At 44.3% G+C, this 15,438-nt stretch carries 17 protein-coding genes; 5 read left to right on the forward strand and 12 right to left on the reverse strand.

Annotated features, from left to right (window positions below):
• Positions 1-186 precede the first annotated feature (186 nt).
• Complete coding sequence (locus tag AC1DV1_RS05940; protein ID WP_477356533.1) at positions 187-2,643, forward strand: PIG-L family deacetylase; 2,457 nt, start codon at positions 187-189, stop codon at positions 2,641-2,643.
• Between the two features lie 152 nt (positions 2,644-2,795).
• Here the strand turns inward: AC1DV1_RS05940 and AC1DV1_RS05945 are convergent, their stop codons facing one another.
• Both AC1DV1_RS05945 and AC1DV1_RS05950 read right to left on the reverse strand, forming a co-directional pair.
• Complete coding sequence (locus AC1DV1_RS05945) at positions 2,796-3,347, reverse strand: DUF922 domain-containing protein (RefSeq protein ID WP_477356535.1); 552 nt, start codon at positions 3,345-3,347, stop codon at positions 2,796-2,798.
• 21 nt (positions 3,348-3,368) lie between these two features.
• Positions 3,369-4,307, reverse strand: a complete 939-nt coding sequence (locus AC1DV1_RS05950; protein WP_477356537.1) for an SPFH domain-containing protein — start codon at positions 4,305-4,307, stop codon at positions 3,369-3,371.
• 91 nt (positions 4,308-4,398) lie between these two features.
• Here AC1DV1_RS05950 and AC1DV1_RS05955 point away from each other — a divergent pair, with 91 nt between their 5' ends.
• The gene (locus AC1DV1_RS05955) at positions 4,399-4,584 is read left to right on the forward strand and encodes a hypothetical protein (RefSeq protein ID WP_477356539.1); all 186 of its coding nucleotides are present in this window, start codon (positions 4,399-4,401) and stop codon (positions 4,582-4,584) included.
• Between the two features lie 109 nt (positions 4,585-4,693).
• Here AC1DV1_RS05955 and AC1DV1_RS05960 read toward each other — a convergent pair whose 3' ends face one another.
• From AC1DV1_RS05960 to AC1DV1_RS05980, 5 genes are all read right to left on the reverse strand, one after another.
• Positions 4,694-5,527, reverse strand: a complete 834-nt coding sequence (locus AC1DV1_RS05960; protein ID WP_477356541.1) for a maleylpyruvate isomerase N-terminal domain-containing protein — start codon at positions 5,525-5,527, stop codon at positions 4,694-4,696.
• Positions 5,528-5,733: 206 nt separating this feature from the next.
• Positions 5,734-6,246: a shikimate kinase gene (locus AC1DV1_RS05965; RefSeq protein ID WP_477356543.1), complete on the reverse strand. Its 513-nt coding sequence runs from the start codon at positions 6,244-6,246 to the stop codon at positions 5,734-5,736.
• A gap of 150 nt (positions 6,247-6,396) precedes the next feature.
• Positions 6,397-7,455 (reverse strand): ABC transporter permease, encoded by a 1,059-nt coding sequence (locus AC1DV1_RS05970; RefSeq protein WP_477356546.1) that lies wholly within the window; start codon positions 7,453-7,455, stop codon positions 6,397-6,399.
• Positions 7,456-7,457: 2 nt separating this feature from the next.
• The gene (locus tag AC1DV1_RS05975; RefSeq protein ID WP_477356548.1) at positions 7,458-8,609 is read right to left on the reverse strand and encodes a BT_3928 family protein; all 1,152 of its coding nucleotides are present in this window, start codon (positions 8,607-8,609) and stop codon (positions 7,458-7,460) included.
• Entirely contained in the window at positions 8,606-9,088 is a 483-nt protein-coding gene (locus tag AC1DV1_RS05980; RefSeq protein ID WP_147053663.1) for a DUF1599 domain-containing protein, read from the reverse strand. The genes AC1DV1_RS05975 and AC1DV1_RS05980 overlap by 4 nt, the downstream gene beginning before the upstream one ends.
• Positions 9,089-9,253: 165 nt before the next feature.
• Between AC1DV1_RS05980 and folP the strand changes: the two genes are divergently transcribed.
• The 3 genes from folP to AC1DV1_RS05995 all read left to right on the forward strand — a co-directional run bounded on the left by folP (position 9,254) and on the right by AC1DV1_RS05995 (position 11,330).
• Positions 9,254-10,105, forward strand: a complete 852-nt coding sequence (gene folP, locus AC1DV1_RS05985; protein ID WP_477356550.1) for a dihydropteroate synthase — start codon at positions 9,254-9,256, stop codon at positions 10,103-10,105.
• Between the two features lie 9 nt (positions 10,106-10,114).
• Complete coding sequence (locus AC1DV1_RS05990) at positions 10,115-10,609, forward strand: N-acetyltransferase family protein (RefSeq protein ID WP_477356552.1); 495 nt, start codon at positions 10,115-10,117, stop codon at positions 10,607-10,609.
• Between the two features lie 217 nt (positions 10,610-10,826).
• Positions 10,827-11,330 carry a GtrA family protein gene (locus AC1DV1_RS05995; RefSeq protein ID WP_477356554.1) on the forward strand — a complete coding sequence of 168 codons (504 nt, stop codon included), beginning with the start codon at positions 10,827-10,829 and terminating at the stop codon, positions 11,328-11,330.
• A gap of 11 nt (positions 11,331-11,341) precedes the next feature.
• On the opposite strand, the gene AC1DV1_RS06000 is transcribed toward AC1DV1_RS05995, so the two are convergent.
• The 5 genes from AC1DV1_RS06000 to AC1DV1_RS06020 form a co-directional block, all read right to left on the reverse strand.
• The gene (locus AC1DV1_RS06000) at positions 11,342-12,016 is read right to left on the reverse strand and encodes a carotenoid biosynthesis protein (protein WP_477356556.1); all 675 of its coding nucleotides are present in this window, start codon (positions 12,014-12,016) and stop codon (positions 11,342-11,344) included.
• Positions 11,995-13,083, reverse strand: coding sequence for a glycosyltransferase family 2 protein (locus AC1DV1_RS06005; protein ID WP_477356558.1), 1,089 nt, complete (start codon positions 13,081-13,083; stop codon positions 11,995-11,997). Before AC1DV1_RS06005 ends, AC1DV1_RS06000 begins: the two co-directional genes overlap by 22 nt.
• A 1-nt stretch (position 13,084) precedes the next feature.
• Positions 13,085-13,705, reverse strand: a complete 621-nt coding sequence (locus AC1DV1_RS06010; RefSeq protein WP_477356560.1) for a 1-acyl-sn-glycerol-3-phosphate acyltransferase — start codon at positions 13,703-13,705, stop codon at positions 13,085-13,087.
• 102 nt (positions 13,706-13,807) lie between these two features.
• Positions 13,808-14,431 carry a 1-acyl-sn-glycerol-3-phosphate acyltransferase gene (locus AC1DV1_RS06015; RefSeq protein WP_477356562.1) on the reverse strand — a complete coding sequence of 208 codons (624 nt, stop codon included), beginning with the start codon at positions 14,429-14,431 and terminating at the stop codon, positions 13,808-13,810.
• Positions 14,428-15,246 carry an alpha/beta fold hydrolase gene (locus AC1DV1_RS06020; protein WP_477356564.1) on the reverse strand — a complete coding sequence of 273 codons (819 nt, stop codon included), beginning with the start codon at positions 15,244-15,246 and terminating at the stop codon, positions 14,428-14,430. The genes AC1DV1_RS06015 and AC1DV1_RS06020 overlap by 4 nt, the downstream gene beginning before the upstream one ends.
• Positions 15,247-15,438: the final 192 nt, after the last annotated feature.

Raw genomic sequence — 15,438 nt, forward strand, 5'->3', positions numbered from 1 at the left:
ATTGCCAAAGAGAATTGATTGGTCATCCCCAGTATCAGTTTACAGTTGTAATTTAATAAAGATAATTTGGATTGCGCTATTGTGCGTTGCAGATTATTAACAGGGTAGGCTCACCAAAAGTCGGCCTATTGTTATATTATTGATACAGAAAATTGTAAATAGGTATCTTTCAATATATTTGTTTTCATGAAGCGTACCGCCCTTTTTGTAGCCTTATTATTTTTTTATACCTGTGTAATTGCCCAAACGTCGCCGCCTACCGATATCGGCACTATTCAGCAAAACCTAAAAAAGCTTAACACCCTCGGCAGCGTATTGTACGTAGCCGCTCATCCCGACGATGAAAATACCCGCCTGCTGGCCTACCTGGCACAGGAAAAACATTACCGCACGGGCTATTTATCGCTCACCCGTGGTGATGGTGGCCAAAATTTAATAGGCAACGAGCAAAGCGAATTGCTGGGGCTTATCCGTACGCAGGAGCTGCTGGCCGCCCGCAGGGTTGATGGTGCAGAGCAGTTTTTTACCCGTGCCAACGACTTTGGTTTTTCCAAAGGGCCCGAAGAAACTTTAAAAATTTGGGATAAAGAAAAAGTTTTGGGCGACGTGGTTTGGGTTATCCGCAAGTTTAGGCCGGATGTGATCATTTGCCGTTTCCCTACTACAGGCGAGGGCGGCCACGGGCATCACACCTCGTCGGCGATATTGGCCCAGGAGGCTTTTAGCGCCGCTGCCGACCCAGCCAGGTATCCCGAACAATTAAAATATGTAAAACCATGGCAGGCCAAACGCCTCATGTGGAACACTTTTAACTTCGGCAGCACCAACACCACCGCTGCCGATCAGTTTAAGATTGATGTAGGCGTATACAACACCACCCTTGGCAAAAGCTATGGCGAAATAGCCGCCGAAAGCCGCAGCAACCATAAAACCCAGGGCTTTGGCTCGGCTAAGCAAAGGGGCGAATCGTTTGAATATTTTAAAACTATTTTGGGCGATGCCCCGCAAACCGACCTGATGGATGGCGTAGAAACCGGTTGGAAGCGTGTTAAAGACGGCGCGGATATTGGCGAATCGATAAAAGTGATCAGGCGGAATTTTGATGCGGAAGCGCCCGAAAAATCGGTAACCCCTTTAGTGGCATTACTGGGTAAGGTTGAAAAGGTATCAGACGTATACTGGCGCACACAGAAGACAAAAGAACTGGGCGATTTAATAGCAGCCTGTGCAGGCTTGTGGTTTGAGGCTTATGCCGCCGAGGCTACTTATGCGGTAGGGGACAAGATCCAGGTCCGGTCGGTAGTGGTGAACAGGTATAATGATAAAGTGAAGATTAATAAAATAGGCGTTGGTAGCGATGTGTTGGACCTGGGGTCGAAAGTTATCCCTGCCAACCAGCAGCAGAGCTTTGAAGGTTCAACTATAGCCGATAAAATAACACAACCTTATTGGTTAGCATCAGATCATAAGATAGGCACCTACAATATCGCTGATGATGCAATGGCAGGCAACCCCGAAAATCCGGATCTGCTTACCGTCAGTTTCCAGTTTATTATTGAGGGAAAGCCGGTAAACTTTGAGCGCCGCCTGGTATACAAATATGTTGACCCGGTACGCGGCGAAGTTTATCAGCCATTGGAAATTACACCGCCGGTTACCGCTAATATCGACGGGAAAGACTACATTTTTAACAGCCAGAAACCGCAAAGCGTCCAGGTTAAACTTAAAAGCTTTACTGTGGCCAGCGGTAACATCAGCATAAAACCTGTAGACGGCTGGAAAATAAGCCCGGAGAAAATCGAGTTCAGCGATAAAAATAAAAACGATGAGTGGACGGTTTCTTTTACAGTAGCACCGGCCGATAATAAGCCAAAAACTGCCGACTTGAAGGTTATTGTGATGGTAAACGGCAAGCCGTATTCCCTATCGTTACGCAGGATAAGGTATGATCATGTGCCTGCTATTACCCTGTTCCCCGTGGCCGAAGCTAAACTGGTAAACCTCGACCTGAAAACCGGGAAAAAAAAATTAGGCTACATCGCCGGTGCCGGCGATTTGATGCCCGAGGCGCTGCGCCAGGTAGGTTATGATGTGCACATGCTATCAGAAAACGAGATCATGAACGGCGATTTATCAACTTACGATGCCATTATTACCGGGGTGCGTGCCTACAACGTAAACGAGCGTCTTGCTTTTGAGCAGCCTAAGCTAATGGAATACGTAAAAAATGGCGGTAACCTGGTAGTGCAATACAACAATAATTCGGGCCTGGTTACCAAACAAATTGGCCCATATCCCTTTACCGTAGTTAACAGGAGGGTTACCGACGAGGATGCGGTTGTAACTGTTTTAGACCAACCAAACGCGGTACTCAACTATCCTAACAAAATTACCCAGGATGATTTTAAAGGCTGGATACAGGAACGCGGCCTATACTTTGTAAGCGATGCAGACCCCAAATACAAATCTATCTTCCAGATGAATGATAAAGGAGAATCGCCCCTTAACGGATCGCTCATAGTTGGCGATTATGGCAAAGGCAGGTTTGTTTATACCTCGCTGGCCTTTTTCAGGGAATTACCCGCAGGTGTGCCAGGCGCGTATCGTTTGTTTGTGAATTTACTGAGTAAGCCGGGAATTTGAGTTTTAAGTTCTGAGTTCTGAGTTCTGAGTTCTGAGTTGGCATTATGTTAAATGGTTAAAACAATCATACGTCAAGGGAACTTTCCGTAATGACCAATGACCAATGACCAATGACCAATGACCAATGACCAATGACCAATGACCAATGACTACTACTCCTCCGGTTCATACTCCAGTCGTTTTTGGAAGTATAAATCCCAGCTGTGTTGTTGCTGGCGGTTGGTCATGTGCTGGGTGTCTTCGTCGTAATTGGAGTTAAGCTCCTTGTATTTGGCATCTATGCGGTTAAAAAGCGCCATGGCCTCAGTGCGGTAATTGTAGCTAAAACGGGTTTTGCTTATCTGCCTTAGTATTTCCTGCTGCTCCAGGTAGGCAATCAGGTAATGGCCCTGTTCGTGCTTCAGTATTTCAGAAAGCATCACCTGCGATGTTACCCGGCTCCTGTCGAGCCATGATTTGTAGTTATTGAGCAGCAGGTTTACGGTTGCCGTAAGAATATAGGACCCGCTGCGGTTGCTGGCCTCGTATTTAAAATCGATGGTACAGTTGGTATAGGCTACAACCCCACCGGCATTTGCCCGTGGGGTGCCCAAAAAGTCATTTACAGTTAGGGGATGATAACGCTGATACTGCTGCGCGCTGGCGGTTATCGTCATTAAACATATGGCGGCTGTGCCAATCAACTTCACTAATCGTACTTCCATTAAGTGCAGGGGTTAAAACTTTCACTTTTTGACGTCGTCGGTATGTAAAAGGTTTAAGGCCATCATTTCTTTTAATGTATGCTGCATGGCATCGGTTGATCCATCCAGGAAAATCACGTTCCCTTTTGAGTTTTCAGAGAAGTGTTTGATAGATTCTGTCCACATGGTAAATAATATTACCGAGGTATCCATGTTGGCGCCGGCCATTTCTTTGGCGGCAACCGTCATACCGCGGGCAACTTCCTCGCGGAATAAGGCTATACCCTGACCGCGCAGCTGTGCAGCCTCGCGCTCAGCCTGGGCCGAAATCTTGATGGCATTACCCTCTGCCTCCGCAGCTTTGGTTTTGGTGATCAGCAGGGCCTGGCCTTCGTTTTCGGCGGCAGCTTTCAGGTTGTTTGATGCTACTACCTGGCTCATCGATTTCATGATCACATCATCAAAAGTGATGTCGTTCAGCTGCAAATCCTGCAGGTGGTAGCCCCAGCCCTCCAGTATCACATCCAATTGTTCCTTAACATGCTCCACAATATCGCGGCGGAGTATTAAAACTTCGCTCTGGCGTTTGGTAGCTACAAAGGCACGGATTGAACCTTCAACGGTGCGGATAAGCGCCTGCATCAGGTTACGTTCGTCAACAAATTTAAAAGCTACGTTTTTGATGGTCTCTTCCTGCTGGTCCAGAACCGAGTACAAGAGCATTGCCTTAAAGTAAACATTAGCCTGGTCAAAAGTTACCGCCTGGAATTCCAGTTCCACCGAGCGGTTCTGGATAGAGATTTTGGAGTAGATGTTTTCGATAAATGGCAGCTTAAAATTAAGCCCCGGCGTAAGTATGCGTCGATACTTGCCAAATACAGTAATTACCACTATTGTGCCCTGTTTTACAGACACAAAGGATGATAGTACGATTACCAAAATAATAAATACAATGAGTAAAGTGATGATTGAACCTGTCATAAGGGCTTATTATTAATTAAATAAATATAGGTAAATTATTGGTGTGCTATTTGTTTTTATAAAAAAGCTTATTAAAACAGCATACACTATCATGAACTTAAAACGTACTTTCGGAGCCATACTTACCGTACTCGGTATCATAGGCTTAATTTATGCAGGCATTGGTATTATAAACCATAGTAGCCAGGTTACCACACTAATTGTGGTTGGTATAATAGCTATTTTATTTTTCTTTACGGGCATCAGCCTGGTGCGTAATACTAAAGACGAGGCCTGATAATAGTCTTAAGTTCAAAGCCGGGAGTCTTTAGTCAAAAAATAATAGCATTACTTCAAACTTCCGGCTAAAGGCTATAGACTTTGGACTTCGAACTTTGGATTTTCCGCTAAGCCATCACTGATACCATTTGAAGCACCTGCCCGGCAAGTGTCGCGTTCCCGGTTATTTCAACCCGCGTTTTTACATCGTCCGGGCGGATGCTTTTAGAAAACAACTTCCAGGCTATGTCAGGCGGAATTTTCACGGTAGCTGTAAAGCTTTCTGTATCGGCATCTTTCAATAAATGCCATCCGTCTTTTATTTTCTTAAGGTACCAGTTACCGCCAATGCCGGATGTGATGGTGATTTTTATGAGGGTATTTACCGGGGCTCCAGTATTTTTAAAAGTATGGGGTAATCCTTTGAAAAAAGTATCTATAAAGGGAAAAAAAAACTCGCGCGTCATGATACCATCGCGGCCTGTGGCTTCCCTTATTTGCTGCTGGTGATGCCATTTTTCGGTGTATTCACGGGCAAGGTGCATCCAGTTAAGGCTTTCCTGTTCGCCCGCCCAGCCCACAGAAAATATGGCGGTGTCATTAGGGTTCAATGATTCATAATAAGCAGATGCCAACCGCCCGGTTGTTTTATGCAGCAGGAGCAATATATCGGGGCTTATTCTTTTGGTAGCGCTCACCCAATCGGCATTGAGTTTGTTCAGCCAGTCAACCAGGTCGTAATAGTTGTTGTTGGCAGGGGCAAGATCGCCAAAATATTTATCGCGCTGAATGGATAAGGCGCGGATGTTACCATCCAGCAGGTGCGATACCACATCTTTTACTTTCCAGGCTTTGGCCACCGTTTGCTTGTTCCAATCTGCCGGGGTTAATGACTCCAGCAGTTCCATCAGTTTTCCATCCAGTGGTTTAAAAAGATGCCTTACTTCAACGCGGTTTTCCATGGTGATAAATATTTGTTTCCAATAAGAATAACTCCGTTGTCATTTCGAACGAGGTACGAGGAGAAATCTTTTGCGATATACTATTACAACATGCTTCGTGAATGCAGGATGTCGAAGATTTCTCACCCTTTCCCCGCATTGGCCAACCCTCCAAGGGTTCGAAATGACAATTTCATATATTAAATCTGCAGCAATTTTCGAATCTTCTATACCACTTCGCCCAATCCCAACGCACCTTCCAGTTTTTCAACCGACATGTCGATACCATCTACATGGTGGTGTGCTTTCATATAAAAGCTTTCCCGCTCGGCCAGTTTGCCGGTAATAAATTCAACCAGTTCATCGCCTTTTTTGCCTTGCAGTACCGGGCGAACCGTTTTGCTGTTTTCCAGCCTGTCGGCCAGTGTTTTGGGCGATAGTTTTACGTACAGGGTTTTGCCATTGGCATTCATCCAGTCTATATTATCAAAAAAGCAAGGCAGGCCGCCACCGGTTGATACCACTACGTTTTCGGGATATTCGGTTTGCTTCAGCAAATCTGATTCCATCTGGCGGAAGGCGTCTTCGCCAAAACTCGAAAAATATTCGGCTATGCTCATGCCTACGTTAGCTTCCAGCGCGTGGTCAAGATCAATAAACTCGTAGCCTAATTTGGCAGCCAGCTTACGGCTCCAGGTGGTTTTGCCACATCCCATAAACCCCACTAAAAAGTACTTCATAATATTTTTTCTCCTAAAAAATAGATGTGCAGGTGTGCAGATTAACTTCGTTGAGGGCTTCGCCGTTTCAAATATGCAGATGCGTATGTGAAAATGTACTTACTCATTTGTCTGGAATCTTTCATTCTAAAAAAAGTCCTTGCTATACCTTCAACTCAATTTTACCCGCGGATCTATCCAAACGTAAATTATATCTACCAGGATACTAATCACTACAAATATAAAAGCAATAAAGAGTATTGAACCCATCACAACCGGAAAATCCGACATTTCGAGCGCATCAACCGTAGCTTTGCCCAGGCCGTTGTAGCCAAAAATGTATTCCACAAAAAAAGATCCGGCCAGCAGCGATGCAAACCAGTTGGCTATGGCGGTTATTACCGGGTTTAGCGCGTTTTTTAGCGCGTGTTTATAAACGATGGTATTATTGCTTAATCCCTTGGCTTTGGCCGTGCGGATATAATCCTGCCCCAAAACATCCAGCATGGCATTACGGGTGAGCTGAACAATAATAGCCAGCGGACGCAGGCCGAGGGTGATCATGGGCAACACCAGGTTTTTAAGCGTCATCACCTCGCCACGGAACGGGTCGTAACTATACAAACTGCCCGACATGTTGAGGCCGGTGTATTTACTCAGCTCAAAACCAAATATCCAGGCGATAATGATGCCTGCGAAAAAAGCCGGCGCAGAGATGCCCAAAGTGGAAAAGCCTATTGCCAGCTTATCAATCCAGGTATCTTTATGAACGGCACTCAGCACGCCTAAAAATACGCCAATAACAATAGCAAAGATCATGGCCGTAGTGGCCAATACCATGGTGTTAGGAATAACCTCCAGCAGCAAACTCGCCACATCCTTACGGGTTTGGTATGATCGGCGCAGGTAAGGCCATTTTAGCCCAAGCACTTTGGTATTGCTTACCGAAAATAGTTTTACGTAGCGATAGCGTTGCTGTTCTTCGGCAGTATTCAGGTGGATGCCTACGGGCGAAAGATCATTAATGTAATATAGGAATTGTACCGGCTTTGGCTTATCCAGCCCAAATTCCTTGCGTACGGCTTGTAACGATTGCACGTCGGCGCGTTGCCCTTGCGTCATGCGGGCAGGATCAACGGGTAAAATATTAAACAAAAAGAAAACCACCAGCACCACCCCCAGCATTACGGCCAGACCGTAAAATAATTTGCGGATGAGGTAGCTGATCATGGTTATTGTTTTTGAAAATACGTTTTCGCCAGATCGTCATACTTAGGTACCGAATGGTAGTGCCATTTATTAACGACGAAGCCATTCTTTAACAGGATTACACCCGGATTGGAGCGAATCATGGTTTTAAGCGGTACGCCATCGGCATAAAAAACCTCGCTGATCATCCGGTGCTTTTTCACGAACGCCTGCGCGCTTTGCGGCGAATTTGCGGTAAGCAGCATGGTGCGGATATTAAAGTTTTGGGTGGCGTTTATTGCAAGTGCGTTTAGTTTGTTTATCGCATCTTCGTCGGTTTTATCCAGATCATAAGCTACAATAATGATACTGTAAAAAGGGCTTGCCAGCAACTCTTTGGTGAAATCGTTACGTTGGGCATCCTGGATAGACAGATCGCGGATTGGTGGTTCGTAGCCTTTTGTTACCAGTCGGTTTTCCGGGTCGCCGTCGGTTTCCCAATTGGCATCTTTCCAGATGCCGGAAGTCAGGTATTCCTTATCGGTCATTACCTTGGTTTCCTTAGTTTTCTTGTTTTTTAGTTTATAAGTAAGCACGAAAACATCTTTAGGCGCGTTGGGCGGGGTATCCATTTCGGCCGAAATATTGGCGCCAATTTTATAAGGCAAAAAGTCAATCACCGGCAAAAAATTATAGGTATACAGCCCAAAACCTACCGATACAAGTGCAGCGCCGATAAGCCATTTGTCGCCGGCTTTTGCGCTAAACAAAGGTTTTATTTTAGCCCGGTTTACAAATATTACCGCAACCAAAACCAGTAAAACCATATCCTTGCTAAACGATTGCCATGGGGTAAGCGGTATCGCATCGCCAAAGCAGCCGCAGGTTTGTACCACTTTAAAAAAGGCCGAGTAAAAAGTTAAAAAGCCGAAAAAGATAATGAGCAGCAATAGGCCCCAGGCTACTTTTACCGGCCGTACGCCAATAAGCAGGGCAAAACCCAGGATCATTTCCAGCGCGCAAAGCAAAATGGCGATGGTTAACGACAGATCATTCAGGAACGTGATATGGAAAACCTCGAAATACTCAACCAGTTTATAAGAAAAGCCCAACGGGTCGTTGGCTTTTATCAATCCGGAAAATATGAACAGTAAGCCTACCGCTATCCTGCAAAACCAAATTAAAGCGTTCTTCATTTTACTCCAAGTTTTATAAGGGCAAATACCGCGTAATTCAGCATGTCCTGGTAATTGGCTTTTACCCCTTCAGATGCTTCGGTAAGGCCCTGGTTGTCTTCAATTTGTTTAACGCGCAGTAGTTTCATGAGTATCAGATCGGTTAATGAGCTGATGCGCATATCGCGCCAGGCTTCGCCGTAATCGTGGTTTTTGGCAAACATGAGCTCTTTGGTTTCCAGTACCCTGTCGTCAAACATGCGTTCAACATGGTCAACTGCCAACTCCTGCGGGGTTTCGGGCGAGCTATCCAGCTGCATCATGGCTATAACGCAGTAGTTTACAATGCCAATATATTCGCCGGTAATATCGTCGCCCACTTTCGAAATTTTTTTTTCTTCGAGTGTACGGATGCGTTGTGCTTTAATAAAAATCTGGTCGGTGATAGATTGCAAACGAAGGATGCGCCAGGCGGTACCATAGTCGCGGGTCTTTTTCATGAAAAGGCCCTTACAATTGTTTATTACCGCGTCGTATTCTGCTGATGTGTTAGCCAATGGTCTGAATATTTTAAAGTTGGGGCGTTGTAATTACGGGGGATATACTACCGCTATAAAGTTATTAACTTTACCACATTAACCCCTGTCAATATTACAACAAACAAAGTGGCTAAAGATACATTTTTTCGTAAAAAGATAACCCTGAATGCAGGAGGGAAACTTATAAGCCTGGCTACGCCGAAGGTAATGGGGATAATCAATATTACGCCCGATTCTTTTTATGCTACCAGTCGCAAGCCTTCTGTTGATGAAGCTTTGCAGCAGGCCGGAAAGATGCTGGCCGATGGCGCTGCGTTTTTAGATACCGGGGCTTATTCTTCCCGCCCGGGTGCCAAAGATATTACTGTTGAAGAAGAAACCGACAGGCTGTTGCCAGTTGTTGAGGCAATTGTAGCTACTTTCCCCGATGCTGTTTTATCGGTAGATACCTTCCGCGCACAGGTTGCCGAAGCGGCAGTTAAAGCAGGTGCGCAGATAATTAATGATATATCGGGCGGCACGTTGGATGCTGATATGTTTGCCACGGTGGCCCGCCTGCAGGTTCCCTATATTTTAATGCATATGAAGGGAACGCCTCAAACTATGGTGCAAATGGCGCAGTATGATGATGTTTTTAACGAGGTACTGGATTATTTTGTAAGTAAGTATCAGCAGCTAAAACAACTGGGCGTACATGACGTGATCATCGATCCAGGCTTCGGCTTTGCCAAAAACCAGCAGCATAATTATACGCTGATGAAGCGGATGCAGGATTATGATATTTTGGAACTGCCCCTGCTGACAGGTATATCCCGCAAAAAAATGATCTACGGTTTATTGGGAGGCACCGCTGCGGATGCATTAAATGGCACAACCGTTTTAAATACCATCGCCTTGAGTAAAGGCGCCAATATTTTGAGGGTACATGATGTAAAAGAGGCTGTTGAGGCGGTGAGGATTTGGGAGGCTTGCCAGTAAATATTTTTCATGGAAATCCAGGTAGCTACAACGGCAGATATTGAGGCAATAACCCATGTGGAGATTGAAAGTAAATTACAATCGTTTCCCGAATTGATGGAGCCGCACGATACCGACTTTGAAACAAGGGCTTACCGGTGGAAAACTTATTTTGCAAAGCAATCACCTGCCAGCGCCATGCCGCAAAGGATCATATTAAAGGCTATTGACCAGGATAAAATAATAGGCTATTTGGCGGTACACCTAACAAGCCGCTATGATAAGGATGCCGAAATTCAATCGTTTTATGTGTTGAAAGAATATCAGCGCCGTGGGATTGGTACAGCACTTTTAAAGGAGGCCATAAGTTGGGCTATAGACCATAATGCCAAAAGCTTGTGTGTGGGCATCGCTCCGGAAAACCCATATCAACAGTTTTACCTGAAATATGGTGGAAGTTTTTTAAACCCGCATTGGATTGTTTGGGAAGATATAAGTGAATTGAAAGTGAAATTATACATATGAGGCCGATTGCCGCGAGGTTCCAGCTCGTGGCTAAACATGCTTTCAGCTTTCGGTTGAACTGAAGCCAAAGGCTTCAATCAGCTTTACCCACGAGTTACGCTGCGCTAACCTCGCGGGAGAAAAAGAAGGCCGAAGCCGCTATTCATCAGTGGCCGTTTTTAGTAAACAAACCCACTTGCCCAACTTTATTTTAATTATTTACCTTTGCCTATTATCTATGAGAAAGGTACATGATTTTATAAGGCGGGCTATTTTTTACATTATTGATCTGTTTTACAAGCCCTTTAAAAAATGGATGCCCTTACATACCTTCCGTTATGCGGCATGTGGCGGGGGCAATGTAGTATTTGATATAACACTGTTTTCGTTTTGTTATAACTTCATTTTTCAAAAGCGAAACCTGCACATTGGTACGTATACCTTAAGTCCGCACATCGCGTCGCTGGCTTTATCTTTCAGCATATCTTTTTGCACCGGGTTTTACCTGAACAGGTATATTGTTTTTAAAGAATCGGGACTGAGTAAAAGGGGGCAGCTTTTGCGCTTTGTTTTGGTAAACGCCATCTGTATAGTTTTGAACGTTATATTCCTGAAAATTCTGGTTGATTGGCTGGGTATTTATCCAACACCATCAAAAATTATAGCTACAGTATTTATCGCTGGTTTCAGCTATTTTAGTCAAACACATTTTTTCTTTAAAACTAAAAAGACCGCAGCCTAAGTGGTGCCGTATCAATTTAGTAAACCCAAAATCATAAAAAATACAAACTCCATAGCCAGCAAAACAGGGCCCGCTTTACTTTGAGGGGGGGATTTAAATTTCTCGAATATAAAAAGCATCAGTGCGCTTACGGCAAACCAACAGGCGTAATTTTTTATGGGGATGGTATTGCCTGCCCAATGCCAGTAATCAAAATGGATAGCTACGGGTTCAATGAAGATATCAAGTAAAACCAGCACCAATGCTCCGGCAAAAATGCGGACGTAAATATTTTTGATGCGGCTGCGCTGCATGAGCACCCCGGTAGCATATATCAGCAAAAACCAGTTGATACCAATCATCAGCGGAACGCCAAATAATTTTATACCCAGCGTGTCGCCATATGTATAGCTGCCAAATAGCCAGCCAGTATGCACCCCAATAAGCTCGGCAACAAAACCCAATGTAAATAGCAGCAAGGCAAACAAGCCGAACCTGCCATTGGGGCGATTGTGACTGTAGATGATAACGGTGGCCATGAGCAATAAATGCCAGGGAACCAGGCCAAGAAACATAGTATCGAAACCCGAAAGGTTAAACCCTATAGTACCTACTGCATGGAAAAGTATGATAATAATGATAGCAATGCGCTCCGTTTTTACACTGCCGGTTGATAGTTGCGTGTTCAAATCCTGCGCCCCTTCCATACCGTGGTTTTGGTGAGATATTTTTGGATAGATATAAAAGCGACGATCATCATGTTGGTCATTTGCAGCGGATGCAATAATACGTTATACAAAGCATTTTGTCCCGATGTAAACGAGATCATTATCCGGGTAAGGATGATGAGGCCCCCCATAAACAGGATGAGCGGCAGGTTCAGCGTCATGAGTAACAGTAATGGAAAAATAATAACCAGCAGCAGGTACATTAAAAAGCCCAGGATGCTATAGTTAAACGCCGCCAGGAAATTTTTACTAAAGCCGGCCAGGGCTTCGGTATAGCTTTTGTACATGCGGCAACTAATCATGCCGTTGGCCAGCAGGGCCTCGCCATTATAGGTTTTGGCCTTTATGAGCCGCATAATTTCTACATCCTCTACCACTTTATCCTTTACCGCTTTGTGCCATTGCTGCTGGTGATAAATAGGGGCATCAAACAGCATAAACTGCCCGCTGGCTGCTGCAACAGACGGGTTTTTTACCAGCGATATTAACCGCACAGGCAGCAGGTTCAATAAAATAAAATGCATCAGTGGTACCACCAGGTTTTCGCCTAAAGTTTGCATTTGCTGGTTGGCAAACAAGCTTAGCAGACCCAGGCTGCCGGTGTGCATGCGGTGTACGGCGCTGTTTATTAAACCCGGTTGCACCTGCTCGTCAGCATCCAAAAAAAGCAGATAATCGCCATCGGCCTGCAAGGCAAGCTGATGACAGGCAAAGTTTTTACCTATCCAGCCGGCCGGTAACTCCGCTCCTTTGATTACTTTAAACTGGGCATGCGCCTGGGCAAATTTTGAACACACCGCATACGTATCATCTGTCGAACCATCGTCAAGCACCAGTACTTCATAGTGATGATAATCCTGCTGATGGATGGATTGCAGCAGGGTTAATATATTGCCGCCCTCGTTGCGGGCTGGGATAAGGATGGATACCTTATCGGTATAGTGTTTAGCTACACGTCGTAATTTAGGGTCGGATATAAAGTTGAACAGGGTTACTGTAAAACGCAGGATGATGAAGAAAAGGGTGATTAATATAATTACGGTCACTTTATATATCAAATTGCGTTTGAAGCAGTTTTGAACTGCTGTAATGTTGCTGATAAGCCTCTTTTAAACCGGCGATGTTTGGATAGTTATTGTTATCTCTTTTCAAATAAACGGTTGCCGTGCTCTTTTTATGTTTAAAGTACTGAATAAATGTTGAAGCGAAGAGTAATTGGTATTTTCCCTGGGCTTTTTGCATAATCCGGAATACGCCTTTGTCAAAACGCACGTCGTCCACATAGTTTGAAAACAACTTTCCCTGCGGGAATATTAGTACAAGATTCTGCGGGTCATCCAGCAGCCGGGCAGCATAATCAAGCGACTCGATGATATCCCTCGATTTTTTGGTGACCGAAAAAGCCCCGGCAAATTTAAGGTAGTGCAGCATGTGCACCGTTTTTTCCTCAACCATTACATGGTATCGCTTTTTTAACAATTTTTCGGTTACACAATATAATATCAAGCCATCCCAAAAACTAAAATGATTGGCTACCAGCAATACCGATTTGCTTTTATCAATCTCCACATCATTAAATAACACTTCATGAAACTGCCGTGCCACTATCCATTTTACATAGTAGTGGATGATACGGTTAATGAAAATATTCTTTTTATTGCGAATCACTTTAGTTGTGAGTTTTGAGTGATGAGTTGCGAGCCGGAAGTCCGCAACCGAAAATTCTAAGTAAGCAAAAGTTGACTTAATACTACAGACTTCCGACTTCAATTAATGTTTCATATTTATTTGGTTTAAAAGTGCCTGCTGGTGATAGTCGTTAACGCGTTGTTTTAACTCGTCAAAAGTAAACTCGCCGGCTACGCCACAATCAAAAAGGTGAACATACGCCCGCGGCTTTAAGCTTTCAAAATAATCAATCAGTGTGCAGTTGTACACCACCTGGCATGGGCCTTTAATTTGCTGTATCAGTTTATAAGTGCCTTTTTGTATCTCGATATGAGTTTCATGATTTGATCGTATCTCGCCCTGCGGACACATCATCACCAGGTTACGGGAGTCGTCCAACAATCCGGCCGCGTAGGTTAATGACGAGTCGCTTTGGCGCGCTCCCCTGATTATTGAAAACATACCTACATAACGCAGGTAAGTATATTTAAGGGCATGATCATGATGCATCATTAAATGCCATCGCCGTTTTATACTTTTAACAGCCACATAATTTGATAAAAACGACTCCCACCAGCTAAAGTGGTTACACAGCATCAACACCGAATGCCCGGGCTTTGCCTCAAAAGGCATGATGTTAATTTCCTTAAAATTGCGGCCCAGCCACCAGCTTATACCCCGCAGGTATAGTGCGCTTAACGAGTCGGATTTTTTGGCTTCGATCATCTGTTTTCACCTGTTAAATATTCGTCCAATGCTTTGGTAACCAGCCAATGCCCCATCTTAACGTCATGGATTTCGACGTTTTCTGCTGTCTCCAAAAAATCTTTAGCTACCGATTTGGGGAAAAGATGGTCGTCTGTTCCAAATATCAGTGTGCATTTAATTTTATACTGGTTAACAAGCGCTGCTATTTTTAGTATATCCGGGTTTAGCAGTTTTATTAAATTTAGGGTATAATAGGTATCAAGCCGCTTTTTGGGGGTATCAATCTCGTTGTAAGCTATCTGGTAAAGGCTTTCATCTATAACCCCAACTGCTTTTACTACCTTCAATAAAAACGGGGCCAGCCAGCTGCTTTTAGTGGCAACGCGAAAAATAGATTTACCAAACACGTTGTGGGTTATAATATGAAAACCGGTACGCTTGGTAAGCCCGTCGGGCGCCATCAGTATTATATCGTCAATTAAATGGGCGTACTCCTCAACCAGGGTAAGCGCAAGGCTTGCACCCAGTGAATAACCCAATACAGAAATTCGCTGCTCGCCATAAATTTTAAACCACTCCTGCAAATAATTGTACATCATTTGTTTGGTCATGCCGGCGCGGATCTGTTTATCGGTCCAGCCATCTAAACGGCTCTCGCCATGAAAAAAATGATCAAAACCGTAAACGTGATACCTGGTTAACAGCGATTTTTCGAGCACGTGGAACTGCTTGCCGGTCATGCCATAACCATGGAAAGCAAGTAACGGTTGTTTCCCGGTGCCATATTCATGAAAATGTACTTTACCCAGGCCGGGCAGCTGTAAAAAACCCATTGCCGCAATAATAACAATTATACAGGAATATATGTGATTCCGGTTTTACAACACCATAAACTACTTGTTAAGGAGTGCCGCTAATAGTCGCGGGTATGGTGCTGAAAGTTCTTTAATTACACAGGGTACTAATTTTAATACACCAGTAGTTTTCAAAACAACCCATATATCGCCTAAAGTAAATGTTTTTAT

Source organism: Mucilaginibacter sp. P4_D1 (assembly GCF_056401935.1).